This is a genomic window from Micromonospora sp. CA-249363, assembly GCF_050950185.1.
GTDB lineage: Bacteria > Actinomycetota > Actinomycetes > Mycobacteriales > Micromonosporaceae > Micromonospora.
The window spans coordinates 1589395-1615078 of sequence record NZ_CP192020.1; the positions used below are offsets into that span (position 1 = coordinate 1589395).

Annotated in this window: 19 protein-coding genes and 1 pseudogene; 16 read left to right on the plus strand and 4 right to left on the minus strand. The window is 68.3% G+C overall.

The genetic code is table 11. From position 1 onward, the window contains the following. Positions 1-163 precede the first annotated feature (163 nt). The 11 genes from ACQPZK_RS07440 to ACQPZK_RS07490 all read left to right on the plus strand — a co-directional run bounded on the left by ACQPZK_RS07440 (position 164) and on the right by ACQPZK_RS07490 (position 15536). On the plus strand, positions 164-550 hold the full coding sequence (locus tag ACQPZK_RS07440) for a hypothetical protein (protein ID WP_433537572.1): 387 nt from the start codon (positions 164-166) through the stop codon (positions 548-550). Positions 551-698: 148 nt separating this feature from the next. Next, positions 699-3533: a Na+/H+ antiporter subunit A gene (locus ACQPZK_RS07445; RefSeq protein ID WP_433537573.1), complete on the plus strand. Its 2835-nt coding sequence runs from the start codon at positions 699-701 to the stop codon at positions 3531-3533. Between the two features lie 13 nt (positions 3534-3546). Continuing rightward, on the plus strand, positions 3547-4035 hold the full coding sequence (locus ACQPZK_RS07450; protein WP_433537574.1) for a Na(+)/H(+) antiporter subunit C: 489 nt from the start codon (positions 3547-3549) through the stop codon (positions 4033-4035). Continuing rightward, positions 4032-5537 (plus strand): Na+/H+ antiporter subunit D, encoded by a 1506-nt coding sequence (locus tag ACQPZK_RS07455; protein ID WP_433537575.1) that lies wholly within the window; start codon positions 4032-4034, stop codon positions 5535-5537. The genes ACQPZK_RS07450 and ACQPZK_RS07455 overlap by 4 nt, the downstream gene beginning before the upstream one ends. Further along, positions 5534-6130 (plus strand): Na+/H+ antiporter subunit E, encoded by a 597-nt coding sequence (locus ACQPZK_RS07460; protein ID WP_433537576.1) that lies wholly within the window; start codon positions 5534-5536, stop codon positions 6128-6130. The genes ACQPZK_RS07455 and ACQPZK_RS07460 overlap by 4 nt, the downstream gene beginning before the upstream one ends. Continuing rightward, positions 6127-6390, plus strand: coding sequence for a monovalent cation/H+ antiporter complex subunit F (locus ACQPZK_RS07465; protein WP_433537577.1), 264 nt, complete (start codon positions 6127-6129; stop codon positions 6388-6390). Before ACQPZK_RS07460 ends, ACQPZK_RS07465 begins: the two co-directional genes overlap by 4 nt. Next, positions 6390-6719, plus strand: a complete 330-nt coding sequence (gene mnhG / locus ACQPZK_RS07470; RefSeq protein WP_433539137.1) for a monovalent cation/H(+) antiporter subunit G — start codon at positions 6390-6392, stop codon at positions 6717-6719. Before ACQPZK_RS07465 ends, mnhG begins: the two co-directional genes overlap by 1 nt. A gap of 173 nt (positions 6720-6892) precedes the next feature. Beyond that, complete coding sequence (locus ACQPZK_RS07475; protein WP_433537578.1) at positions 6893-11908, plus strand: fibronectin type III domain-containing protein; 5016 nt, start codon at positions 6893-6895, stop codon at positions 11906-11908. A gap of 200 nt (positions 11909-12108) precedes the next feature. Next, positions 12109-13476, plus strand: a complete 1368-nt coding sequence (locus ACQPZK_RS07480) for a hemolysin family protein (RefSeq protein WP_433537579.1) — start codon at positions 12109-12111, stop codon at positions 13474-13476. Beyond that, complete coding sequence (locus tag ACQPZK_RS07485) at positions 13473-14537, plus strand: hemolysin family protein (RefSeq protein WP_433537580.1); 1065 nt, start codon at positions 13473-13475, stop codon at positions 14535-14537. Before ACQPZK_RS07480 ends, ACQPZK_RS07485 begins: the two co-directional genes overlap by 4 nt. Positions 14538-14606: 69 nt before the next feature. Further along, complete coding sequence (locus ACQPZK_RS07490) at positions 14607-15536, plus strand: sporulation protein (RefSeq protein ID WP_433537581.1); 930 nt, start codon at positions 14607-14609, stop codon at positions 15534-15536. Positions 15537-15845: 309 nt separating this feature from the next. Here ACQPZK_RS07490 and leuE read toward each other — a convergent pair whose 3' ends face one another. Together leuE and ACQPZK_RS07500 are read right to left on the minus strand one after the other, a co-directional pair. After that, entirely contained in the window at positions 15846-16517 is a 672-nt protein-coding gene (gene leuE, locus ACQPZK_RS07495) for a leucine efflux protein LeuE (protein ID WP_433539138.1), read from the minus strand. Further along, the gene (locus tag ACQPZK_RS07500) at positions 16517-17758 is read right to left on the minus strand and encodes a bifunctional pyridoxamine 5'-phosphate oxidase family protein/GNAT family N-acetyltransferase (RefSeq protein WP_433537582.1); all 1242 of its coding nucleotides are present in this window, start codon (positions 17756-17758) and stop codon (positions 16517-16519) included. Before ACQPZK_RS07500 ends, leuE begins: the two co-directional genes overlap by 1 nt. A gap of 36 nt (positions 17759-17794) precedes the next feature. Here ACQPZK_RS07500 and ACQPZK_RS07505 point away from each other — a divergent pair, with 36 nt between their 5' ends. From ACQPZK_RS07505 to ACQPZK_RS07520, 4 genes and pseudogenes are all read left to right on the plus strand, one after another. Beyond that, positions 17795-19135: an aminotransferase class I/II-fold pyridoxal phosphate-dependent enzyme gene (locus tag ACQPZK_RS07505; protein ID WP_433537583.1), complete on the plus strand. Its 1341-nt coding sequence runs from the start codon at positions 17795-17797 to the stop codon at positions 19133-19135. A gap of 263 nt (positions 19136-19398) precedes the next feature. After that, a pseudogene (locus tag ACQPZK_RS07510) lies at positions 19399-19701 on the plus strand (uracil-DNA glycosylase family protein); the annotation flags it as partial. A gap of 40 nt (positions 19702-19741) precedes the next feature. Continuing rightward, complete coding sequence (locus tag ACQPZK_RS07515) at positions 19742-21523, plus strand: recombinase family protein (RefSeq protein WP_433537584.1); 1782 nt, start codon at positions 19742-19744, stop codon at positions 21521-21523. A 733-nt stretch (positions 21524-22256) separates the two neighbouring features. After that, on the plus strand, positions 22257-22784 hold the full coding sequence (locus ACQPZK_RS07520; RefSeq protein ID WP_433537585.1) for a helix-turn-helix domain-containing protein: 528 nt from the start codon (positions 22257-22259) through the stop codon (positions 22782-22784). Positions 22785-23206: 422 nt separating this feature from the next. Here ACQPZK_RS07520 and ACQPZK_RS07525 read toward each other — a convergent pair whose 3' ends face one another. Then, entirely contained in the window at positions 23207-23878 is a 672-nt protein-coding gene (locus tag ACQPZK_RS07525; protein WP_433537586.1) for a hypothetical protein, read from the minus strand. Positions 23879-24224: 346 nt separating this feature from the next. Between ACQPZK_RS07525 and ACQPZK_RS07530 the strand changes: the two genes are divergently transcribed. Next, on the plus strand, positions 24225-24815 hold the full coding sequence (locus ACQPZK_RS07530) for a hypothetical protein (RefSeq protein ID WP_433537587.1): 591 nt from the start codon (positions 24225-24227) through the stop codon (positions 24813-24815). Between the two features lie 58 nt (positions 24816-24873). Here ACQPZK_RS07530 and ACQPZK_RS07535 read toward each other — a convergent pair whose 3' ends face one another. After that, positions 24874-25353 (minus strand): hypothetical protein, encoded by a 480-nt coding sequence (locus ACQPZK_RS07535; protein WP_433537588.1) that lies wholly within the window; start codon positions 25351-25353, stop codon positions 24874-24876. Between the last annotated feature and the right edge of the window lie 331 nt (positions 25354-25684).

The window sequence follows — 25684 nt, forward strand, 5'->3', positions numbered from 1 at the left end:
CGCCGGTACGACAACCACGAGCGACCCGCGACGGATCGTGCCGCGCTGCGCGGAAATTGCGCACAATGCACCTTTAATACGTTAAGTCTCACTTAACTGCTTGCTTGTGGGGCGCAACATAAAGTAACTTCACCCGCAACGCGAATCGGGTGGGAGGGATCGGATGACCGGCGAGCTGCGACACGTCGAGCCCGGCACCGATGTGCTCATTCGCAAGGTCGACAGTCACCTCGCCACGCTCCGCGGTGGTCTGCACGGGCCCGAGCTGGAGCTCGCCGAGCGTCTCGCCGGTTGCCTCCGGGAGCTGGTCGTCTCCACCGCCCAGGCCAGCGCCGCCGACCGGGGGCAGGTCCGCGTCGCCGTGCACTACTTCGTGCTGCGCCGCGAGAGCCGGGGCCGGTTGCTGTCGATGCGGTCCCTGGCCGTTGCGGAGCGGGTCGTCGCCAAGGTCGCCAGCCAGCTCGGCCGCGTCGACCTGCTGGCCGAGCTGCGCCGGGGTCATCAGGACCTCGACGACGCGCTGCCCGTCGGTGACGCCCTGCTGCGCTGACCGCCGCCCGGCTAACCGCTGCTGATCGCACACCGCACCCTATAGCGGAGCAATTCCGGCAAAACTGCCCGGCGGGCGAGGATCTGGCGTCTGATCGCTGAAGACACCACCGCTGTACGGGTGTCGGCCACCTCGATCGGGAGCGCGAGTGCTGGTACTGCTCATCCTCCACGTCGTGGCGGCCCTCGTCGCGCCGCTTCTCGTCCGGTGGTGGGGTCCGCGCGCGTGCTATCCGCTGGCGCTCGCGCCGGCCGCCGCGTTCGGCTGGGCGCTGGCCCGTACCCCGGCTGTCGGGCACGGCGGCGCGGTGGTCGAGACGTACCCGTGGATCGGGCAGTTGGGCCTCGACATCGCGCTGCGCCTCACCACGCTGTCCTGGCTCATGACCCTGCTGGTGGGCGGCGTCGGCGCGCTGGTGCTGGTCTACTGCGCCCGCTACTTCGACGCCGGCTCGCCGGGGATGGCCCGGTTCGCCGCCGTCCTGGTCGCCTTCGCCGGCGCGATGCTCGTCCTGGTGTTCGCCGACGATCTGCTGCTGCTCTACGTCGGCTGGGAGTTGACCACGATCTTCTCGTACCTGCTGATCGGGCACAGCGCCGAACACCGCTCCAGCCGCTGGGCGGCGGCGCAGGCGCTGACCGTCACCACGCTGGGCGGGCTCGCCATGCTGGTCGGGTTCATCCTGCTGGGCGAGCACGCCGGGAGCTACCGCTGGTCCGAGATCGCCGCCCACCCGCTGCCCGGAGGTGGCTACCTCGTCACGGCGGTGCTGCTGATCCTGGCCGGGGCGCTGTCCAAGTCGGCGGTGCTCCCGTTCAGCTCCTGGCTGCCGGTCGCGATGGCGGCGCCCACCCCGGTCAGCGCCTACCTGCACGCGGCCGCCATGGTCAAGGCCGGCGTCTATCTGGTCGGGCTGCTCGCGCCGGTCCTCGCCCCGGTGGGACCGTGGCGACCGTTGGTCCAGGTGGCCGGGGTGGCGACGATGATCGTCGCTGGTTGGGCGGCGCTGCGACAGACCGACCTCAAGCTGCTGCTCGCGTACGGGACGGTCAGCCAGTTGGGCCTGCTGGTCGCGGTGACGGGCGCGGGCACACCGGACGCCGCTCTGGCCGGTACGGCGATGCTCCTGGCGCACGCCCTGTTCAAGGCGGCGCTGTTCCTGGTCGTCGGCGTCATCGACCACGGCGCCGGCACCCGTGACCTGCGCGAGTTGTCCGGGCTGCGGCGCTGGTCCCGGCCGCTGTTCGGGGTCGCGGTGCTGGCGGCGGCGTCGATGGCGGGCGTACCGCCGCTGGTCGGGTTCGTCGCCAAGGAGGCGGTGTTCGCGGCGTTCACCAGCGATCCGGTGCTCCTCGCCGGCCTGGTCGCCGGGACGGTGCTCACCGTCGCGTACAGCGCCCGCTTCCTCTGGGGCGCGTTCGCCGACCGACCCGGCGTCGAACCGGTCCCACCGACGCCGATCGCCGCGTCGATGCTGCTCCCACCGGCCGTGCTCGCCGTCGTCGGGCTGCTCGCCGGTCCCGCCGCCGGCGTGCTGGACGGCCTGCTGAGTCCGTACGCCGAACTGCTCGGCGGCCTCGACGCGCACCTGACGGTCTGGCCCGGGCCGACCGCGGCGCTCGGTCTGTCCGTGCTGGCGCTCGCCGGCGGCGGCCTGCTCTTCGCCCTGCGCGGGCCGCTCGCTCCCGCGCTGGCCCGGCTCCGGTCGCCGGTCGGCGGCAACCAGGGGTACGAGTGGGTCGTGGGCCGGTTCGACCGGTTCGCGATCGGGGTCACCGGCGCGACGCAGCGTGGCTCCCTGCCGCAGTACCTCGGCATCATCCTCGTCACCCTCGTGCTGCTGCCCGGTGGGGCGATGCTCGCCGCCGCCCCGTGGCGGGCCCGCCTTCCGCTCTGGGACAACCCGCTGCAACCGGTGGTCGTGGTGGTCATCGCGGTGGCCGCGCTGCTCGCGGTCGGCGCTCGTCGGCGGTTGACCGCGATGCTGCTGGTCGGCGTCACCGGCTACGGCACCGCCATGCTGTTCATCCTGCACGGCGCACCGGATCTGGCGCTGACGCAGTTCCTGGTGGAGACCGCGACCATCGCGGTGTTCGTGCTGGTGCTGCGCCGCCTGCCGCAGCGGTTCTCGGCCCGGCCGCTGCGCCGCAGCCGGTGGACACGTCGGGCGATCGGCGTGGCGATGGGCGTGGTGGCGGGTGGGCTCGCGCTCGTCGCGGCCGGCGCTCGCCGCGCGCCGGACATCTCCACCGTCTTCCCGGCCCTGGCCGTCGGCGAGGGGTACGGCCGCAACGTGGTCAACGTGACCCTCGTCGACATCCGCGCCTGGGACACGATGGGGGAGGTGTCGGTGCTGGTGGTGGCCGCGACCGGGGTGGCCAGTCTGATCTTCGAGAGGTCCCGTACCGGGCCGAGGCCGCGCCGGCCGGAGTCCGCCGCCGGGGCGCCGGGGTCCGACCGTCCGGTCTGGTTGCGGGGTGGCCCGACCCTCTACGAGGAGCAGCGGTCGATCGTCCTGGAGGTGGTCATCCGACTGATCTTCCACACGGTGGTGCTGTTCTCGCTGTTCCTGCTCTTCTCCGGGCACAACGCGCCGGGCGGCGGATTCTCGGGCGGCCTGGTGGCCGGGCTCGCGCTGGTCGTCCGCTACCTGGCCGGCGGCAGGTACGAGCTGACCGATGCCGCCCCGGTGGGCGCCGGCCTGATCCTCGGCGCGGGACTCGCCCTGGCGGTGGGTACGGGCGCGGTGGCGCTGCTGGCCGGTGGGTCGGTGCTGGAGAGCGCGAAGCTCGACGTGTCCCTGCCGCTGGTCGGTGACGTCCACCTGGTCACGTCGCTCTTCTTCGACATCGGTGTGTACCTGATCGTGATCGGGTTGCTGCTGGACATCCTGCGCAGCCTCGGCGCCGAGGTGGACCGGCACATCGAGGCCACCGGTACGGAGAGCAGCGGTCTGGCCGTCGACAAGAGCGGCCGGTCGTGAACGGGGTGCGACGATGACGGCGGATGGCGCCGGGCCCACGCTGGTGCTGGTGCTCGCCGTCGCGGCGCTCGTCGGGTGCGGGGTGGTCCTGCTGCTGGAGCGCAGCCTCACCCGGATCCTGCTCGGCGTGATCCTGCTCGGCAACGGCGTCAACCTGCTGATCCTGCTGGGTGGCCGGGCGGGCGGCGCTCCCGTCGTGGGCACCGGCCCGGTGGACCGGATGAGCGATCCGTTGGCGCAGGCGTTGGTGCTGACCGCCATCGTGATCACGTTCGGGTTCACCGCGTTCCTGCTCGCCGTGGCGTACCGGAGCTGGTATCTCACGGGCGACGACGAGGTGCCCGACGACCTGGAGGACCGCCAGATCATCCGCCGCGCGGAGCACCACGAGGTGGGTGCGGTCGACCGTGGCGGGGAGGGCCCGAACGGCGATCCGGAGCAGGTCGACCCGGAGCCGGCCCGCCGCCGACTCCGACGCGGCGAACAGGACGGTGTGTCGTGAGCCGGCTCCTGCCCCTGCCGGTGGTGGTGCCGTTGCTCGGCGCGGCGCTGACCCTGCTGCTGGCCGACCGGCCCCGGGTGCAGCGTACGGTCAGCGTGCTCTGCCTGACGGTGACGTTCACCGTCGCGCTGGTGCTGCTGGTGCAGGCGTACCGGCACGGCCCGGTGGTGCTCGCGGTCGGTGGGTGGCCGCCACCGGTCGGCATCGTGCTGGTGGCCGACCAGTTGGCCGCGCTGATGCTCGTGGTGTCCTCGGCGGTGACCCTGTGCGTGCTGGTGTACTCGATCGGCCAGGGTCGCAGCGAGACCAGCGAGAGCGCGCCGGTGGTCATCTTCCACCCGACCTACCTGGTGCTCACCGCGGGCGTCACCAACGCGTTCCTGGCGGGCGACCTGTTCAACCTGTTCGTCGGCTTCGAGATCCTGCTGGCGGCCAGCTTCGTGCTGATCACGCTGGGCGGCACCGAGGCGCGGATCCGCACCGGATCGACGTACGTGGTGGTCAGCGTCCTCTCCTCGATGATCTTCCTGGCCGGGGTGGGGCTGGTGTACGCGGCCACCGGCACGCTCAACCTGGCGCAGCTCGCCCAGCGTCTGGACGACCTGCCGGACAACGTCCGGGTGACCCTGCAACTGATGCTGCTGCTCGCGTTCGCGATCAAGGCCGCGGTCTTTCCGCTCTCGGCCTGGCTGCCGGACAGCTATCCCACCGCCCCGGCGCCGGTGACCGCCGTGTTCGCCGGGCTGCTCACCAAGGTGGGCGTGTACGCGATCATCCGTACCGAGACGTTGCTCTTTCCGGGTGGCGAGCTGGACGGCCTGCTCATGGTCGTCGCCGGGCTGACGATGGTGGTCGGCATCCTCGGCGCGGTGGCGCAGTCGGACATGAAGCGGCTCTTCTCGTTCACCCTGGTCAGCCACATCGGCTACATGATCTTCGGGGTGGCGCTGAGCACCGCCGCCGGGCTCGCCGGGGCGATCTTCTACGTCGTGCACCACATCACCATCCAGACGACCCTGTTCCTGGTCGCCGGGCTGGTCGAGGAGCGCGCCGGCAGCACCGACCTGCGCCGTCTCGGCGGGCTGGCCCGGTTGGCGCCCCTGCTGGGCGTCCTCTTCTTCGTCCCGGCGATGAACCTCGCCGGGGTGCCCCCGTTCTCCGGGTTCCTGGGCAAGCTCGGTCTGCTCCAGGCCGGGGTGGCGGCCGGCGGGGCGCTGCCCGCGACGTTGGTGGCGGCCGGGACGCTCACCAGCCTGCTCACCCTGTACGTGGCCTCCCGGGTGTGGAACATCGCGTTCTGGCGGGCGCCACGGATCGCCACCGACGAACCCACCGTCCGGCTGCCCGCCCTGACGGTCGGCGCGACCGTCGCCCTGGTCGCCCTGGGGGTGTCGCTGACCGTGCTGGCCGGTCCGCTCTTCGACGTCACCGCCGACGCGGCCACCGACCTGCTCTCGCGTACGCCGTACGTGCGTGCTGTCCTGCCCGGCGGCGTACCGTGACGGGCCGCGGCGCGCCTCCGACGAACACCGCCCCGGGAGGTCGGCTCGGACGTTGGCGGGACCAGACGCTGGCGCTGGGCTGGCTGGTGCTCGTCTGGAACCTGCTCTGGGGCGAGATCAATCTGGCGAACGTCGTCGGCGGCCTGCTGGTGGGAAGCGCGGTCCTGCTGTTCTTCCCCCTGCCGGCGGTCACCTTCGGTGGGCGGGTGAGGCCGAAGGCGGTGCTGGTGTTCGCCGGTCGGTTCGTCGTCGAACTCGTCAGCGCCAGCCTGCACATCGCCCGGATCGCCGTGCAACCCGGCTACCGGCCTCGCGGAGCGATCATCGCCGTCCCGTTGCGGGTGCGGACGGACCTGAACCTGGCGCTCACCGCCGAGGCGGTCTCGCTGGTGCCCGGCACGTTGATCCTCAAGGTGGACCGGGAGCCGGGGGTGCTCTACCTGCACGTGCTGGACACCCATGGCCCGGCCGACCTGGCGCTCGCCCGGGACCGCACCCTCGAGGTCGAGCGCCGCATCATCCGGGCGGTGGGCAGCGCGGACGAGCTGCGCCTCGTCGAGGCCGGTCCCGCCGAGAAGGGAACCCAACCATGATCACGTTCCTGGCCGTCGTCCTCACCGCCCTGCTGTCGGTGACCGCGCTGCTCGCGCTGATCCGGCTCTACCGGGGGCCGTCGCTGCTGGACCGGGTGATCGCCGCGGACATGCTGCTCGCCACGATGGTCGGCGCGGTGGGCGCGGAGGCGGCCGTCAACCGGCACGCCACCACGCTGCCGGTGCTGGTGGTGCTGTCCCTGCTCGGCTTCGTCGGCTCGGTCTCGCTGGTCCGCTTCGCGGTCAGGGAGCAGCGGTGATCGCGACGATCGCGGACTGGGTCGGCGCGTTCTGCCTGGTGTCCGGCGCGTTGCTGGCCCTGGCCGCCGCGATCGGTGTGCTGCGCTTCCCGGACGCCCTGTCCCGGATGCACGCGGCCACCAAGCCGCAGGTGCTCGGGGTGCTCCTGCTGCTGCTCGGGATCGCGCTGCGGCTGCGGTCCCCGGCGGACCTGGGCATGATCCTGCTGATTGCGGTCTTCCAGTTGGCGACCGCGCCGGTGGCGGCCCAGATGATCGGGCGGGCCGCGTACCGGTCGGGGCGGCTCGACCGGAGCCTGCTCGACACCGACGAGCTGGCCGACCGGTGACTCGACCGGGCCGCCCGGACTCCGCCTCGGCCCGACCGCCTTCATGGAACAGGCCCTAGCACATACTCCTGTTCCATCTCTAGATGTACACGTATCTATCGGCGCGTCCGAACGTCTCTTGCTGCTTCGAATCCACCGTTGTGACGATGTGCGCCTCACAACGGGAGACACAAATGAAGAGACTTTCGCGGGCCCGGCCCCGCGTCGCCGGCGCACTCGCCGCTGCGGTGACCCTCGGCCTGCTGGTCGGCGTGCCCTCCGGGCCTGCCGCCGCGGCCCTGCCCGAGGGCGGGATGACGGCCGCCGCACTCAACACCGAATTCAACTCGTACGGCGACACCGGCGGCAGGTGGACGAGTGGAGACAGCACCGTCTCGATCCCGCTGCCGGACGGACGTAACGCCTGGCTCTTCTCGGACAGCCTGATCGGAACCGTCAACGCCGACCACACTCTGCCGAAGAACACCCCGATGGTGAACAACTCCATCGTGGTGCAGGACGGATCCGACCTGGTCCAGACCCTGCACGGCGGCTCGACCGCCGCCCCCGCCTCGCTCGTCCGTCCGACCGATGGCAGCGCCGACAAGTACTGGGTCGGCGACGGCACCGTCGAGAGTGGCGTGCTGCGGGTGGTCTACCAGCGGATGAAGACGACGGGCAGCGGGCCGCTGGACTTCGCCCAACTGGACAGCGCCGTGGTCACCTTCGACCTGCCGGCGCTCACCGTGCGGAGCGTCGTGGACCGGGGCTACGGCAGCCGGGTCGCCTGGGGCTCGGCGGTGCTCGAGGACGGCGCGTACACCTACATCTACGGGGCCGAATCCGTCGGCCAGATGCGCTTCGCCCACGTCGCCCGGGTACCGGCCGGCGGGCTCTCCGGTGCCTGGCAGTTCTGGACCGGCAGCGGCTGGTCCACGACCCAGGGCGATTCCGCCCGGGTGCTGTCCGGCGTCGGCGCCGGTTTCGGCATGCAGAAGGTGGGCAGCACCTACGTCCTGGTCACCCAGGAGAACAACCTCATCTTCTCGGCTGACTTCGTGGCCTACACCGCCAGTTCGCCGACCGGGCCCTTCGTCGGCCCGGTGCCGTTGTTCACCGCCCCGGAACCGAGCACCATCGGGGGCAGCATGGTGTACGACTCCCGCGTGCACCCGGAGTTGGCACGCGCCGGGAAGCTGTTGGTGTCGTACAACGTCAACAGTCTCGTCGCGGACGCCGTCTACAGCGACGTGAGCACCTACCGGCCCCGGTTCGTCGAGGTCGACTGGCCGCGGCCCACGCCCGATCCGGCCACGCTGCCCGCCGCGCCCACCGCCCTGACGGCGCAGGCCGACACCAGCGGCACCGTGAGCCTGCGCTGGCAGGCGCCCGCCGGCAGCGGCCTGACGTACGAGGTCCACCAGCGGGACGTGACGGCGGGGCAGACCCACTTCGCGCGGGTCGCCACCGGGATCACCGGAAACTCCACCGAGCTGAGTGTGTTCTACGAGACCGGCCACGCCTACGAGTTCCGGGTCGCGGCCCGCAACACCGCCGGGGCCGGACCGCTCTCCGCCTCCGCCACGGTGACGGTCACCATCGGAGTGCCCACGACACCGACCGGTCTGGTGGCGGCCGCCGCCGACGGCGGTGTCGTCACGCTCAACTGGAACGCCGTTCCGAACGTCTGGCGCTACGAGGTCTACCGGCGGGACGTCACCGCCGGCGAGACCGAGGCCAGTCGGCAGTGGGACTCCTCCCCGCAGGACACCACCCTCTCGATGAGCGGCCTGGAGAACGGCCATCAGTACGCGTTCCAGGTGGTGGCCGTGCACGGCGGCGGCGAGTCGCCACGGTCGGCCGAGGTCACCGCGACGGCGTTCCACAGCAGACCGCCGACGCCCACCGGGCTGACCGCCACCACCCAGAGCACCGGCGACATCAAACTCCAGTGGACCCACGCCAACAACACCGACTGGTTCTACGTCTACCAACGCGACGTGACCGCCGGCGAGACGGACTTCACCAGGCTGGAGTGGCCGGTCGACACCTGCTGCACGATGACTGCGGGCGGCCTGGCGAACGGGCACACCTACGAGTACAAGGTCGCCGCCCTCGGCAAGGGCGGCGAGTCGACGCAGTCCGGCGTGGCCACGGCGACGGCGCAGCGACCCCTTCCGGCCACCCCCACGGCCCTGGCCGCGGCCGCGCAGCCGGACGGCAGCATCAAGCTCACCTGGCAGCAGTCGCAGCCCGAGGTCTGGTTCCAGGTGTACCAGCGCGACGTCACGGCCGGCGAGACGGACTTCACCAGGCTGGAGTGGCCGGTCGACACCTGCTGCACGATGACCGCCGGCGGTCTGGTCGACGGGCACACCTACGAGTACAAGGTCAGCGCGCTCGGCGCCGCCGGTGAGTCACCGACGTCCGCCGTCGCCTCCGCGACCGCGGACGTCGCGGCGCCCGCCGCCCCGACCAACCTGCGGGTCACGGCCGGGGACGGCCAGGCGGTGTTGACCTGGGACGGTGTCGCCGACAACTGGCACCTGGTGTACATGCGGGACGTGACCGCCGGCGAGACGGTGTTCAACCAGCTCGACTTCCCGGTCACCACCTGTTGCACGATGACGGCCGGTTATCTCACCAACGGCCATCGCTACGAGTTCAAGGTTGCCGCCAGCGGGTCGGGCGGGGAGAGCACGGCGAGCAACGTCGTCGCGGTGACGCCGACGGCCCCGCTGCCGGCGGCCCCCAGCGCGCTGACCGCGACGGCCCAGGCCGACGGCACCATCAAGCTGGCGTGGACGGCTCCCGGTCCGGATCTCTGGTACCAGGTCTACCAGCGGGACGTCACCGCCGGGGACGCCGCCTTCACCAAGCTCGCCACCCCGGTCACCAGCTGCTGCACGATGACGGCCGGTTATCTCACCAACGGCCACTCGTACGAGTACAAGATCGCCGCGATCAACTCCGGTGGTGAGGGCCCCACCGGAAACGTGGCGTCCGCGACGAGCAGCCAGCCCCGTCCGGCCGCACCGACCAACCTGCGCGGTCAACCGGCCGGGTCCGGCAACATCGAACTGAACTGGGACGCGCCGGCGCCCGGCCTTCTCTACTGGGTCTACCAGCGCGATGTCACCGCGGGACAGGCGACGTTCACCAAGTCCTCGCTGCCCAGCAGCACGACCTCGGCGACCCGGGGCTATCTGGCCGACGGCCATGTCTACGAGTTCAAGGTGACCGGTGAGAGTCAGGGCGGGGAGGGTTCCGCCTCGGCGACCGTCCGGGTCACCGCCGTGGGCGGGGTGCCTCAGGCGCCGAGTGGGCTGACGGCCACCGCCGGCGACGGCAAGGTGATCCTCAACTGGACGGCCAGCCCGACCGGCGGCTCCTGGTACCAGGTCTATCTGCGCAACGCGAGCGCCGGCCAGTCGTGGCAGAAGGTGAGCACGCCGGTCACCACCTGCTGCACCATGACCGCCGGTTACCTCACCAACGGCGACGTCTACGAGTTCAAGGTCACCTCCATCAACGGCGGCGGGGAGTCCACGCCGACGTCGGTGGCCAGCGCGAAGCCCCTGCCACCGGCACCGTCCGCACCGTCGGGCCTCACCGCCACCTCGGGGGACGGGAAGGTCGTCCTGAACTGGACGGCGAGCCCGACCGGCGGCGTCTACTACGACGTCTACCTCCGCGACGCGACGGCCGGACAGTCCTGGCAGAAGGTCGCACTGCCGGCGACCTGCTGCACGATGACCGCGGGCTACCTCACCAACGGCCACCGCTACGAGTTCAAGGTGGCGGCCAGCAACATGGCCGGTCAGTCGGCGACCAGCAACGTCGCGGCGGCGACCCCCCTCCCGCCGTTTCCCCAGGCGCCGTCCGGTCTGACCGCCAGTGCCGGCGACGGCAAGGTGACGCTGCGATGGACGGCCAGCTCCACGGCGAAGGTGTACTACCTCGTGGAGTACCGGGCCTCCGGCGCGGCCAACTGGACCCGGCTCAAGTTGCCGGTCACCCAGTGCTGCACCTTCGTGGCCGGGTACCTCGGCAACGGCACGACCTACGACTTCCGGGTACGTGCCACCAACCAGGCGGGGGACAGTTCGCCGAGCAACACCGCGTCGGCCCGACCCATGCCGCCGTTCCCGCAGGCGCCGTCCGGGCTGAGCGCGGCGGCCGGGAACGGCAAGGTGACGTTGACGTGGACCAGGAGTACGACGCCGAACGTCTACTACCTGGTCGAATACAAGACGAGCACCTCGTCGACCTGGACCAGGGTCAAGGTGCCGATCACGTCGTGCTGCACCTTCGTGGCCGGTTACCTGGGCAACGGCACCACGTACAACTTCCGGGTGCGGGCGACGAACATGTCCGGTGACAGCTCGCCGAGCAACGTCGCCTCGGCCAAACCCATGCCGCCCGTGCCCACGCGGGTGTCGTCGCTCTCCGCCAGCTCCAACGGGGTCAGCCAGGTGTACCTGAGCTGGACCAGGAGCAGCACCGCCGGGGTGTACTACTGGATGGAGTACCGGACTGCCGGGGACTGGCACTGGATTCGTCTGCCACTGCCTGCCACCGGCACCTCCGCCTCCCTGAAGTACGGATTCTCGGACGGCGAATTGCATGAGTTCCGGGTGGTCGCCTTCAACATGTCCGGAGAGAGTGCCGACTCCCCGATCGCCGAGACGATCGTCCAACGGTCCGAGTACGCGAGGACCCGCGGCGGAAACGACCTCAACGGCAGCAACCTCGTCGCCACCCGGGTCCTGGGGGGCGGCAGCTGGTGTGACCCGGGCTTCGGCTCGCGGGTGTGCTACGGCACCTCCCCGGCAGGAGATCAACCGGCGACCGTCGGGGACTACTTCTTCTACGGCGGCAGCGAGAGTTCCTACCGGGCCCGCCTGCGGTGTGAGGCGTACAAGCGGGCGAACATCCGCTTCGGCTACGGACGGACCTCCGCCGACATCAGGGGCCCGGATCTCCCACGCCACGAGGTGATCCACTCCGACGCGTACTCGCGGTACCCGTCCGCGGCGAACTTCCTGGCGGACTACGGAATCCAGTCGGCCTACTCGAAACTGACGACCGGCAACCCGTACGAGGCGAACAGGTTCGAGAAGGAGGCCAACCTCTACTGGGGCGGATACTTCGTCTTCGACACGTCTCGTCGCTACGGCGGCACCTCCGAGTGCAACTGGTTGTACTGACCCCGCACCACCAGGCGGCCGGCCCCGGACTCGAGTCCGGGGCCGGCCGCCCGCATCGCGACCATCTCTCAGCGGCCCTCCAGCCGGGGCGGATAAAATGACGGCATGATCGACTCCTCTGCCCAGGAGGGCAGCAGTAGCCAGCCGGGTCGTGCCCGGCATATCCCCGTCCCGACGACCCCGGGAGCCCTGAGCGACCCGTGTTGATCGTCGTCGGTCTCCTTCTCATCATCGTGCTCACCGCCGCCACCGGTTACTTCGTGGCGCAGGAGTTCGGCTACGTCGCCGTGGACCGGGGCAAGCTACGCCAGCTCGCCGACGACGGCGACCAGGCCGCCGCCCGGGCCCTCACCGTCACCAGCCGGCTCTCCTTCATGCTCTCCGGCGCCCAACTCGGCATCACCGTCACCGCGCTGCTGGTCGGTTACGTCGCCGAGCCGTACCTCGGTGGCGGCCTCGCCGACCTGCTCGGCGTCGCCGGCGTCAGCGAGTCCGTGAGCCTGCCGCTGTCGGTGGCGCTGGCCCTGATCATCGCCACCGTCGTGCAGATGGTCCTCGGCGAGCTGGCGCCCAAGAACCTCGCCATCGCCCGGGCCGAGCCGCTGGCCCGGGCGCTGAGCCGGTCCACGCTCCTCTACCTGGCCATCGCCGGTCCGGTGATCCGGCTCTTCGACCGGGCGTCGGTCCGGCTGCTGCGCCGGGTCGGCATCGAACCGATCGAGGAGCTGCCCAGCGGCGCGACCCCCGCCGACCTGGAACAGATCATCGCCGAGTCCCGTGAGGAGGGCAGCCTGGACGCCGAGATGTCCACGCTGCTCGACCGGGGGCTCGACTTCCGTGAGCTGACCGCCGGCGAGGCCATGGTGCCCCGGGTCGACGTGCACACCGTCCGGGGGCACGAGCCGGTGAGCCGGGTGGTCGAGCTGCTGGATACCGGGCACTCCCGCTTCCCCGTACGCGGCGCCGAGGGCGTCGACGACCTGCTCGGCATCGTGGGCATCGCCGACGTGTTGGGCGTACCGCCCGCCGAGCGGGCCACCACCCCGGTCAGCGCGGTGGCGGGGCCGCCGCTGCTCGTACCGGAGACCCTGCCCCTGCCCACGGTGCTGGACCGCCTGCGCTCCGGGCACCGGCAGATGGCCTGCGTGGTCGACGAGTACGGCGGCTTCGCCGGCGTGATCACGCTGGAGGACATCGCCGAGGAGCTGGTCGGTCCGATCCGGGACGAGGACGACCCGCCGGAGCGGGCGCCCGCCCGCCAGGACGACGGCTCCTGGGTGGTGCCGGCCCGGTGGCGGATCGACGAGGTCGCCGACAGCACCGGCATCGCGCTGCCCGAGGCGCCGGAGTACGACACGCTCTCCGGGCTGGTCATGCGCGAGCTGGGCCGGGTGCCGGAGGTCGGTGACCGGCTGGAGATCAGCCTGCTGCCCGAGGGCGTCGAGGCCGACGAGGGCGAGGCGGAGCCCCGCGCGCTGGTCGAGGTGCTGGCCGTGGACCGGCACGTCGCCGACTCGGTACGGCTGCAACTCACCGACCGTGGCGAGCGGCGCGAGGTGTCCGCATGAGCCCCGGCATCGCGTTGATCAGCTCCGGCGTCCTGCTGGGGCTGAACGGGTTCTTCGTGGCCGCCGAGTTCGCCCTGGTGGCCAGCAAGCGGTACCGGCTGGAGCAGGCGGCGGCCGCCGGTGGCCGGGCGGCGCGGGCCGCGCTGGACGGCGTCCGCGAGCTGTCGCTGATGCTGGCCGGCGCACAGCTCGGTATCACCCTGTGCACGCTGGGGCTCGGCGCGCTGGCCGAGCCGGCGATCGAGCACCTGGTCAGCCCGTTGCTGCACGTGGTGGGTCTGCCCGACGCGGCCAGTCACGTCATCGCCCTGGTCTTCGCCCTCGGGTTGGTGACCTTCCTGCACCTGGTGGTGGGGGAGATGGCGCCGAAGTCGTGGGCGATCACCGACGCCGAGCGGTCGGCGACGCTGCTCGCGCTGCCGTTCCGGGCCTTCGCCCGGGTGTCCCGGCCGGTGCTGTCGGCGTTGAACGCGCTGGCCAACGCGATCCTGCGTCTGGTCGGCGTCCACCAGCAGGACCAGTTGGCCCAGGTGCACGGCCCGGACGAGCTGCGGATCCTGCTGGAACAGTCCCGCGAGCACGGGCTGCTCGGCGCGGAGCAGCACCAACTGCTCACCAGCATGCTCGAGTTGCAGGGCACGTCCGTGGCCCAGGTGATGGAACCGTTCGCCACCATGGTCACCGTCCGGCGCGACGACCCGGCCGAGCGGATCGAGCAGGTCAGCCGGGACAGCGGCCGGTCACGACTGGCGGTGCTGGACGCGGGCGGCGACGTCTGCGGTCTGGTGCACGTCCGGGAGGCGGTACGGGCGGTCACCACCGGTCGGGCCGCCACTGCCGAGGAGCTGATGACGCCGGCGTTCACGCTGCCGGCGACGTCCACGGTCACCGAGGCGGTGGCCGCGATGCGCGCCCGGCAGTCTCAGCTCGCGCTGGTCCGCAACGGCGGTGGCCCGGCCCGCCCGATCGGCTTCGTCGCTCTCGAGGACCTGTTGGAGGAGGTCATCGGGGAGTTCGACGACGAGACCGACACGGTGCCGCGCGGCCGCCGACTCCGCTAGGAGAATTCCCGCAAGTTCCGGGTGATCCCCCGCCAGGTCCGCGACAGTTGAGGTGACCTGGGGGGCGCGATGCGGTTGACGGGGGTGTCTCGGGAGTCCGGCTGGACCGGGCTGTCCGTGCAGACCACGCTCGGAAACCCGAGCACCCGTCCGGGCCTGCGCCTGCCCGGGCGGGTGACCCTCGCCGCCGGCCCGGACGACGTGCTCGTACGCCACATCCGGCTCGGCCTGGTCACGACGGTCGAGCCGGACGACCCGGCGGCCCCCCGACGCCTCATGCAGTTCTTCCAGCTACCGATCGCCGGGCGGTTCGTCGTCCCGGCGGGCCGCCGCCGGGCGGTCGACTTCGCGTTGCCGCTGCCGTGGGAGACCCCGGTGACCACCTTCGGCGGGGTGCCGCTGCTGAGTCTGCGGATGGGTCTGCGGACCGAGGTGTCCGTCGACCCGGACCTCGACCAGGGCGCCATGGTGCCGGTCTTCGTGCACCCGGTCCCCACCCAGCAGCACGTGCTGGCGGCGTTGGACACGCTGGGCTTCTCGATCCGCCAGGCCGGACTGGTGGAGGGCGGCCTGCCCGGGGTGGAGCACACCCTGGGCCTGCACCAGCGCTGGGGCTACTGGGTGGGGCCGCTCTACGCCGGCCCGATCACCGAGCTGGAACTGATCTTCGTGACGAACTCGGTGGGCCTGGAGGTGATCACCTGGATGGACCGCCGGCTGGCCCTGGCCGGCATCACGCACCAGAGCATCAGCCGGTTCCGTATCTGGCACGCCGACGCCGGGCAGCGGGACTGGGTCGCCACCGTGGACGGCTGGCTGCGCCACGCCATCAACCGCCACGCGGCGGCCGCCGCCCACGCCGACTGGTCCGCCCAGATCGGCCATTCCGCCCACGTCAGCCGCCACCCCGACGCCCCGATCAAACCCGGCTACGGCCTGGGCGGCACGGCCGGAGGGGCCGGGGTCGGAGGCGGCTCCGGCGGCGGCGACGGCACCTGACCCCGTCCCCGCACGCCCCCGCACGCGCCCGCACGCCCCCGCACGCCCCCCCGCGCGCCCGCACGTGCCCGCGCGCCCCCGTGCGCGCCCGCGCGCCCCCGCACGCCCCCGTGCGCGCCCGCGCGCCCCCGCACCTGCCCGCACGCGCCGATCTTGCACTTTCTGTGGTGACAAAGCAGTGCAAAAGGCACAGAAAGGCAACACAAAGTGCAAGATCGCGGCGGGGCGGCGGGGCGGCGGGGCGGGGAGGGCGGCGGGGCGCGGAGGGCGGCGGGCGGCGGGGAGGGGAGGGGAGGGCGGTGGGGCGGGTTAGCCTGCGCTGGCGGTGGCCAGCTTGAGGCTGAAGGCCAGGAAGAGGGTTGCCACCGCTGTGGTGCCGCCCACCGCTAGGCGACGGCGACGGCGGAACTGGGTCGCCAGGAACGTGCCCGCGAAGATCAGCGCGGTCAGGTAGAGCGCGCTGGTGACCTGCGCGATCAGGCCGAGCAGCAGGAACGACAGCGCCGGCCACGCGTAGCCGGGGTCGACGAACTGGATGAAGAACGAGATGAAGAACAGGATCGCCTTCGGGTTCAACAGGCTGATCACCAGAGCCTTGCGGAACGGGCTGCGCATCTGCGCCGGCTCCGCGGCGTCGATGAGCCGCGGCGTGGTGGGGTCGTTGCGGTCGCGCCAGCGCCGCCAGGCGCCGCGCAGCATGGTCACCCCGACATAACCGAGGTACGCGGCGCCGGCGTACTTGATCACCAGGAACAACGGTGGGTACGCCTTGAGCAGCGACGCCACCCCGGCGGCGGAGAGGACCATCAGCACCCCGTCGCCGACGAACACCCCGCCCGCCGCTCGATAGCCGGCCGCCACGCCCCGCTTGGCGGCGGTGGAGAGCACAAAGAGCGAGTTCGGCCCGGGCAGCAGGATGATGGCCACGGTGCCCAGCACGTACGTCCAGATGTCGGTGATCCCCAGCACGCCCGCCATCATCACGTCACCGGTGCCGTCCGGCGAAGTCTTTTCCGCAGCGTGGCCTGTGCGTTCGGCCACTCGTCGACGGTCATGGCGTACTGCACCGTGTCCCGCCACGAGCCGTCCGGACGCTGGCGGTGCATCCGCAGCACCCCTTCCCGGGTCGCGCCGAGCCGTTCGATGGCCGCCTGGGAGCGACCGTTGCGGATGTCGGTGTGCCAGACCACCCGTACCGAGCCCAGCTCGTCGAAGGCCCGGCCGAGCAGCAGCAGCTTGGCCTCGGTGTTGATCCCGGTACGCCACCACGGACGGCCGAGGAAGGTGTGCCCGATCGCCACTGACTGCCGTTCCGGGTCGATCTCGTAGTACGAGGTGCTGCCGACCACCGTCCCGGTCGCGGCGCAGCGCTGCACCCAGGGCACGCGTTCGCCGCGCTGCTGAGCGGCCAGCGCGGTGGCGATCACCGCGGCGGTCCCGGCCGGCTCGGTGGGCCGCGGAACGGTCAGGTGCCGCCAGACGTCGTCGTCGGCGGTGGCGGCGTGCAGGTCGTCGGCGTGCGCCAGGTCCAGCGGCTCCAGCCGGACGTGCTCACCGCTGAGCGGCGCCGGGTCGTGCCAGGGCGTCCGGGCCGCCCGCAGGTACGCCGGCAGCGGCGCGGTGACCCCGGCGGCGGGCTCCGGCAGCCCGGCGGTCAGCCGCAGCGGCAGGACGCCGGCCCAGTGCGGCAGGTGCAGGTCGGCCTCGTCCTCGCGGACGCCGCCGGTCCGCGACCGGACGGACACCTCGCGCAGCGGCAGCGCCAGTACGGCGGTCTCGGCGAGTTCGCGCCGGGTCGGCGGGCGGCTGTCCGTGCTGCGGCCCGCGCCCACCTTCTCGACGAGCGCGGTGAGCATGGCGCTCTTCTCCGTGGGGTCGGTGACCAGTCGGGCGGTGCCGTGTGCGACCACCGAGCGGTAGTTGGCGCTGTGGTGGAACTGGGAGCGGGCGTAGACCAGCCCGTCGAGCAGCGTGACCGCGACGCAGACGGCCAACCCGTCGCCCCGGGCGGCGAGCAGGGGCCGACTGCCGGTGGACCCGTGCAGGTAGAGGGTGTCGCCGACGCGGACGTGCAGGGTGGGCAGTACGCGGGGCTCGCCGTCCACGGTGAAGCCGAGCGCGCAGTGGTACGCCTCGTCGAGGACGGCGTGCGCGGCCTCGCGGTCGTAGCTCATCTTGTCGCGGGAACGGGTGGCGGTGGTCCGGGCGGTGGGTGGATACATGCGCACGCCCCTTTGTTCTAGTACAATCTCCTGTTTGTGCCAGCACGTTATCAGCTCACCGGGACCACGGCCGCCACGATTTCGGCCAGCATCGAATCGGGCATCCGTACCGGCGCGCTGCCACCCGGCGCGGCGCTGCCGCCGGTCCGGGCCCTCGCCGCCGACCTCGCCGTCAGCCCGGCGACCGTCGCCCGCGCCTACCAGGAGCTGCGCCAGCGTGGCGTGCTCGTCACCGCCGGCCGGCACGGCACCCGCGTCCGCCCCCGCCCGCCGGTGGCGACCCGTCGCTCCGCGCTGCGCCCCGCACCCCTGCCCGGCGCCCGTGACCTGTCCCGGGGCGAGCCCGATCCCCGGCTGCTGCCTCCGATCGGCCCGCACCTGGCCGCGCTCGCCGCCGACGCCGGCCCACCGATCGGCTACTCGCAGGCCGGAGTGCTCCCGGAGTTTGCCGAGGCCGCCCGCGCCCGGCTGCGCGCCGACGGCGTACCCGCCGACGATCTCACCCTCACCGGTGGCGCGCTGGACGGCATCGAACGACTCCTCGGCGCTCACCTGCGCCCGGGCGACGCGGTCGCGGTGGAGGACCCCGGTTGGGCCAACCTGCTCGACCTGGTCGCCGCCCTCGGACTGCGCACGATCGGCGTACCGGTGGACGACGAGGGGCCGCTTCCGGCCGGGGTGGCGGCCGCGCTGACCGCCGGCGCGCGGGCGCTGGTGGTCACCAGCCGGGCCCAGAATCCGACCGGCGCCGCCGTCTCCGCCGCCCGCGCCGAGGAGCTGCGCGCGCTGCTCGCCGGCCGACGGGACCTGCTGCTCATCGAGGACGACCACGCCGCCGAGCTGGCCCGCGTACCCCTGCACCCACTTGCCGGCGCGACCACGACCTGGGCCTTCGTGCGGTCGGTGAGCAAGCCCTTCGGACCGGACCTGCGGTTGGCGGTGCTGGCCGGCGACGAGACCACCGTGGCCCGGGTGACCGGCCGGACGCGGGTCGGCGCCGGCTGGGTGTCCACCGTGCTGCAACGGCTGGTGCTCGCCCTCTGGCGGGACCCGGCGGTCGACGAGGTGGTACGCCACGCGGCGCACAGCTACGAGCTGCGGCGCGCGGGGCTGCTGGCCGCGCTCGCCGAGCACGGCCTGACCGCCCACGGGCGCAGCGGCATCAACGTCTGGTTGCCGGTGCCGGACGAGACCAGCGCGGTGACCGCCCTACGCGATGCCGGCTGGGTGGTGGCGCCCGGCGTCCTCTACCGGATCGCCGCGCCGCCCGCCCTGCGCGTCACCGTCAGCTCGCTGGCCGTCGAGGACCTGACGCCCCTGGCCGCCGCCCTGGCGCGCGCGGCCCATCCCGGTCCACCGTCCGGGTTCGCCACCTGACCTGCCGTCCGGCGTACAGGTCGAGAGGTTTGCCGTGTCGGTGGCGGGTATGCGCGCCGACGGAGGTGGCTGACATGGCTTCAGGCGGCAATCGAGGGCTCTGGATCGGGGTCGCGGTCGCGGTCATCGTGATCATCATCGTGCTGATCGCGCTCGCGTCGTGTGGCGGCGGTGGGGGTGGGGGCGGCTACTGACGCGGGGTCGCCGGGTCTCACCCGGGGCGTACCCGGCAGCGCCTACCGAACAGGTATATAACAGTCGGCATGGCCGAGCAGACCGACGACGCCCCCGGTGCCCAGCGGTTCATCCCTCCCGATGCCGACACCATCGACGAGTTGCGCGCGGCGTCGGGCGGCTGTCGCGGCTGCGAGCTGTACCGGGACGCCACGCAGACCGTCTTCGGGCGGGGTGACGAGAGCGCCCGCGTGGTGTTCGTGGGCGAGCAGCCCGGCGACATGGAGGACCAGAAGGGCCTGCCGTTCGTCGGTCCGGCGGGTCGGCTGCTGCGCCGGGCGGTCGACGACGCCGGTCTCGACCCGGGCCAGATCTACCTGACGAACGCCGTTGCGTTGTATTGAGGTTGTAGAAGCACCTACTCTAGCAGCCATGACCACGCTGCGCCTGCTAGGAGCCGTCCGCCTGTCTCGTCACCGTGGCGAGGCTGATCCCTCCACCTCACCCGAACGCCAGACCGCAGACGTAGAGACTGCGGGGGCAGAGCAGGGAGGCCAGATCATCGGGTGGGCACGTGACCTAGACGTGTCTGCCATCAAGCTCAGCCCGTTCGAACGCCCCGAGCTTGGTGCCTGGCTCAAGCGTCCTGGTGCCTATGACGGCATCGTGTGGTCACGAGCAGACCGAGCCATCCGCAGCATGCGAGACATGCACAAGCTGTCGGAATGGGCTGTGCAGAACAGGAAGCTGATTATCTTCGCCGTTGGTCCTGGTGGCGGACCACGCATGATCCTTGACTTCCGCAATGGGCCGCTGGACACCATCACTCAGCTCATGCTCATGCTGTTTGCTTTCGCCGCCGAGATGGAAGCGAACGTGATCAGGGAGCGTAACCGAGACACAAAGGCCTTCATGCGGGCTAGTGGTCGATGGGGTGGAGGGATGTTCCCGTATCACCTCGTCCCTGAGAAGCGGGGCAACGAGTGGCGGCTAGTCCACAACGAGGAAACCGCTGAGGTTGTCCTAGACATCATTGACCGTGTGATTAACGGTCAGTCAAAGATGAGCATCATGCGGCACCTCAACGATCAGGGGATTCCTAGCCCTCGTGAATACCGAATCCAGCTTGCCGACAAGGCCACCAGGGCACCTGTAGCCGGCATCGTGAGTCTCGGTGAGGGTGAAGTGACCATCACTCCGCAGAATGGCTCTGAGGCCGTAACGGTCAAGCTCTTTCCTAAGCACGCGGGCGCATGTGTGGAGGAAGGCCAGAAGGTCCGTAAGGGTGATCGGCTGACCAAGCCTGTTCTGTGGAATTCCAAGACGATCAGAGACATGCTGCGCTCACGTGCCCTGCTTGGTCAGACCGAGCTAGCCGGTGAGCCTGTGCACGGTCCGGACGGCATGCCGATAAAGCGCGCTGATCCGCTGATCGACCGTAAGACGTTTGACCTGTTGCAGGCCAAGCTTGATGAGACTGCCGTACACGATGGCTCCACCCGTACCGAGAACGCAGCCCTGCTGTTGAAGATTGCCTTCTGCCCGTACTGCGGTGAGCGGATGTATATGCGTCGCCAAAAAACCAAGTGGGGACTGTTCGCCTACTACGGATGCCGTTCCTCATGGGGATACCTGAAGACGCAGAACAGCGACACCAAGTGCCAGGCAAAGGCCGTTCCGCTCGATGAGCTAGAGGCAGACGTTGAATCCGTATTCCTGTCTCAGGTTGGGCACCTTGAAGTGTTGGAGAAGGTCAAGATTCCGGCGCAGTCTCACCGCCAGGAACTAGCGCAGGCTGAGGAGTCCTACGCCTACCTCTACGCAGAGGCAGCCAAGAAGCCTGCCAACCTCGCAAAGCTGTTGCAGCCGCAGATTCAGGCGCTTGAAACGCGTATTACCAAGCTGTCCGCCATGCCAGACACTGAAGAGCGTGAAGAGATCCGCAGTACTGGCGAGACATACGCGGAGATGTGGGAAGACGCAGACCACAACGCCAGGCGCAAGCTGCTGCTTGATTCAGAAATCCGTGTGTTTGCCTCTGTTCCGCTTGACGGCAAAAAGTTTGATGCGGCTAACGCCTACATCGAGCAGCACCGGGACAAGATCACTCTTAGTAATTACGCGACTGTCCTCAAGCCTCGTGCGTCCAAGGTGGAAACCCTGGTGATCTGGACCGGTGATATGGCAAAGCGCTTGAAGGCGGCTAGCCGCTGACATGTCCGCACAGGGCCGGTGATCCTCAGGGGTTGCCGGCCTTTTGCATGCCCTGACCTGCTCTTATGCCAGAACTGAGCTGAGTGAGCAAATACAAGGCCTCTGACCTGCTCTTGTTCCATATCTGAGCTATGTGCATCGCTCAAATCTGAGACGTGTCATAAGAGTCTAGATCTTAAAAGATCTTTATAGGGGCAACACCCTTCTTTCTCCGAAAGAAGCAAAGGCACTGCGCCTCGTCGCTACGCTCCTCCGGCTTGCGCCGTTTCAACTTCGTTGAAGTGAAATCCGGAGGATGTAGATAGCGCACGCTCCTGCGGGCGGATTAAAGAGCGCTTAGCGGCTACGCGACAGGCTTTCCCGCGCCGCCCTGCCCTCTGAGAGCGATTCTGAGCGCCTAACAGGCCTCTTTAGGTGTCCGTGCATGGGTAGGGATTTCTCGGAGCCTTAGAAAGCCTCTCAGAGGCTTTAGGTTGTCTCCTCTCTTGTTTCACCAGAGGCAACCCCTAACACTTGTCGAGAATAACTGTAAGTAGCTGACATCTTGACGAGAATTAAGCTTTGGTAACGAGGGAAGTTCCAAGATCAAACTGCCGTTATAGTTAAGTGAATGGGGCAAGTGCTCCGTGCGGTTCCTCTTTCGATCTCATGTGAAAGGGCCGGCAGGCTTCACATCTTGCCGGCCCTGAGACGAGGAACCGAATCACTAGATCGAAATTGAAGGAATAGCATCATGTCCAACGAGACTACATATCCTGCGTCATCGCAGTTCGTCATGGTTCCCTACGCTCTCATGCAGGCTCTTGCTACAGGCGAGGTATCCGCGCCAGCGTACGGCTTGTACTCCATCATTAAGTTTCATTGGGGTGGCTTCAATAGCGCCTTCCCGCATCAAGACACCATTGCCGAGAAGTCAGGCATGTCAGTGTCGACTGTGAAGAGGCTTCTCAAGGAGCTTAAGGAGAAGGGCTGGATTCTGTCGGAGAGACAGAGCAAGGTGCACGGAGGTAATGAGTACTTCCTGTGCGACGTGCCTTTCGTGCGCCATGCAAACGCTCCTAAGGCTGCCACACGCAAGCGCTCTGCCCCATGTGGCACCAGCAGGAATCAGCGTGTGCAGCAGTGGAACAGCCCTGAGGAGAAGCGCAAGCGTCAGGAGTTCGCTACAGCCAAGAGACAGGCGCAGACGACTCAGGCAGAGGCAACGCAAGACGCAATCACAGACTTCAGCTCAGTGTTTGAGGGCATGGACGAGTGGTGACCAGACAGACAACAACGTAAGGGCTCCCTGCCTCGTGTGGGGAGCCTTTCTAATTCCGAGAGAATAGACATGAGCAAGCCCATTGAGCACGGCACCCTTTACGCCTACGTCGGGCACGCCTGCCGCTGTGACGAGTGCAGGCGGAACTATTCGGAGTACCGCCTCAACAAAAAGATTTCAGAAGGCTGGGTGCGAAAGAACAGAGCAGGTGCAGTCCATGGCACCAAGTACATGTATGACTATCACAAGTGCCGCTGCGAGGATTGCAAGAAGGCTAAGAGCGGACATCGAGCCTGGCGCAAGGCAGAAGCACAGGCCTACAAGAACGACACCAAGCCAATTCAGACAGAGAAGTACCGGGATCTAGTAGAGGAAGCCCTAAGAGCCTTCTCACTAGATCCCGGTTACCTGTACCTGATGGGTCACACTGCGGCTAGCGCTAGCTCCTCGCCGCAGGCGCAGTGACGATGACCGTAGACACGTTCCATGCCTAGGCGCTGTGGAGGCCTCACAGCGAGCCTGGCCGTGATCTCGTGCCCTTCCGCACAGGCGTAGGTGCCCTGGTGTCCCATGAACGTCTCATCATCGTCTAGAGCCGCGTAGGGAAGCTCCGTAGCCGCCTGGTCGTGCTTGGCTACGTCGAAGCTCTCAGGCCTGCCGCACATGACATCGGCTAGCACCTCAATGAGCCTGTCTAGGGCACGCAGGATGGTTCGCTGATCTGGCTTGCTCATGAGGAACGGGTTACAGCCGTCACGGTAGACCTGAGTCAACAGCTCTAGATATCGGCCACCAGCAGCCTTAGAGAACGTCGGGCCGTGCACTACTTCCCAGACGTAGTTAGGCATGCTGTTCCATTCCCTCAGAATTGCTCCTAGCGCGTCTCGGCCGATGAGCACTGCGCCAGCCTGCTTACGCTGTCTGAAGCACAGATCCGCAGCGTGCCTATACAGGGTGCCAAAGAGCGTGGATTGCTTAGCGTTCAGCAGGGTTGGCTTACGGAACAGGAAGAGATACAGCTCAGACTCTAGGTCTGCCGGCTCTACAGGTGCGTTCCACTCGTTGCGAGATAAGGCGGCTACGAGATCCCGCACCTTCTCGATAGTGGAAACAAGGTCAGCGCGGTAATCAGCGCTATGCGGGTCTGCCCAATCGCAATTCATTCAGTGCTCCTCTTAGACGTATTGCGCTTACGTCTAAGCAATCGGCACTAGGCAGAATCAAACTCTTCATGATCTTGGTCACAAATAGGCGTTTGCAGCCCTATTCAAGGGTGCTACGTCAGTAAGGAATAAGTGGGAGAGCAGAAAGACGGATGCGCGCATATAAAGGCGGCGTCAGGTTGGAATGGTGGGAAGGTTTGAGGTTGAGGCGCGGTGCTGATTTCAGCTCTCCTCCCGTGCCTCCCTCATTTCATCAGAATCAGAGGAGAGCAAGACAATGACATCAGATGGATGGACAGAGATCGTAGCTACAGCTACGCCTAAGACAGCCAATGAGAGAGCCGGCCGCATGCCGGACCTAGAGGAGTGGTTGAAGCCTTATGGCCTAGAGGTAGAGAACGTCTCAATCCTCTGGGTGAAGAAGGCTGGCGACACCTACACGCTTGTAGCGAACGAATTCCTAAGGCGTGACGGTCACCTGTACCTAGACAAGCTGACCAACACTCCGGCTAGCCGTGAGATCAGCGTGAGGGTTCCTGCGAACAGTTGGCCTGATTGGATGAACACTAAGCACACAGAAACGTGTAGCTACTCTCGTGACGTTGAGATCGGTAAGACTAGACCTGTCATGGTTGGTGAGCCTGGCCCTGAAAAGCTGAACTTCTCTAAGGCAGAGCTACGGGTTGATGGGCAGTGGGTGGACATCAACCCGTGCTCCGCTGCGGCGTTTGCTCTTACCGGATCTCCAAAGGTATCCAAGGTCAATGGCAAGCGTCCTAGCGACAAAGTAATCAAGCTAGCTCGTGATCTCGGGATTGAACTAGAGACTTGGCAGCGGGTAGTCATCCGTCAGTGGTTCGACAAGTGAGGTAGGGGCGCACGGCTGGTGCAACGATTGATGCGCCTCCCTCATTTCAAACAAAAACCTAGTCCAGACAGCTTAGTCTTGCCTTTTCAAGCTCCGTGGATAGCCGGAACAGCGCCCAATAGGAGCGATTTTCCGAGTAGCGAAGGTATGTCCCCTCGGCAGGGCTCTCGATAATGAAACGATGCAATTTTGCATGTGTGAAGTAGTTCCACAGCTTCAGCCCGCGCCGCCGATTCTGTGAGAATCGATCCAAGCGGTAGTTGACTCCGTATGAATCGAAGAGCCGCCTTACCGGTCCGATGTCGATACTATGGTCGTCGCCTAGATGTGCGTCGTAAATTCGGCTGAATTCGTCGCGAAACTTTGGATTGAAAAGAATTTCTTCAAGCTCCTCCAGTATGCGCAAGTCAAATGAGGTACGGTGTTGCGCTTTAGCGACCTTGTACGCACGAACAGCGACGAACAAACCTATGAGGCCTGCACTGGTCGCAGTCATGTTGAAGATCAGGCTCGCCCAGTCAAACCAGTCACGTTCCACGCTGCCATTAGAGCACGCAGAGTCAAGCAGCGATTACAGCAGAATAGCGGGTAGGGCCATGGCTGACAGGAAGCACTACTACTGGATGCACTCAGGTCCCTACCTAGAAGCCAAGCGGATCTGTCTTGAGTTCTATGAGTACGTCTGCCACATCTGTAAGCACGACGGCGCTACTACTGCTGACTACCTCATCCCTGTCTCTGTGAAGCCAGACCAGGACAGAGCCGACCCACACAACAAGCGTCCTGCTCACGGAGTGAAGGGATGTCCTACGTGTGGAAAGAAGTGCAACTCAAGTAGAGGCAATGGGCCTGTGCCTGCTCCTCTGAAC

Bases quoted from the DNA above. Each gene is read 5' to 3' on its own strand.
- ACQPZK_RS07490 (WP_433537581.1), top strand. From the start codon at position 14,607: ATGCGGTTGACGGGGGTGTCTCGGGAGTCCGGCTGGACCGGGCTGTCC.
- ACQPZK_RS07485 (WP_433537580.1), top strand. From the start codon at position 13,473: ATGAGCCCCGGCATCGCGTTGATCAGCTCCGGCGTCCTGCTGGGGCTG.
- ACQPZK_RS07450 (WP_433537574.1), top strand. From the start codon at position 3,547: ATGACGGCGGATGGCGCCGGGCCCACGCTGGTGCTGGTGCTCGCCGTC.
- ACQPZK_RS07475 (WP_433537578.1), top strand. From the start codon at position 6,893: ATGAAGAGACTTTCGCGGGCCCGGCCCCGCGTCGCCGGCGCACTCGCC.
- ACQPZK_RS07520 (WP_433537585.1), top strand. From the start codon at position 22,257: ATGTCCAACGAGACTACATATCCTGCGTCATCGCAGTTCGTCATGGTT.
- ACQPZK_RS07440 (WP_433537572.1), top strand. From the start codon at position 164: ATGACCGGCGAGCTGCGACACGTCGAGCCCGGCACCGATGTGCTCATT.
- ACQPZK_RS07515 (WP_433537584.1), top strand. From the start codon at position 19,742: ATGACCACGCTGCGCCTGCTAGGAGCCGTCCGCCTGTCTCGTCACCGT.
- ACQPZK_RS07530 (WP_433537587.1), top strand. From the start codon at position 24,225: ATGACATCAGATGGATGGACAGAGATCGTAGCTACAGCTACGCCTAAG.
- ACQPZK_RS07500 (WP_433537582.1), bottom strand. From the start codon at position 17,758: ATGTATCCACCCACCGCCCGGACCACCGCCACCCGTTCCCGCGACAAG.
- ACQPZK_RS07465 (WP_433537577.1), top strand. From the start codon at position 6,127: ATGATCACGTTCCTGGCCGTCGTCCTCACCGCCCTGCTGTCGGTGACC.
- leuE (WP_433539138.1), bottom strand. From the start codon at position 16,517: ATGATGGCGGGCGTGCTGGGGATCACCGACATCTGGACGTACGTGCTG.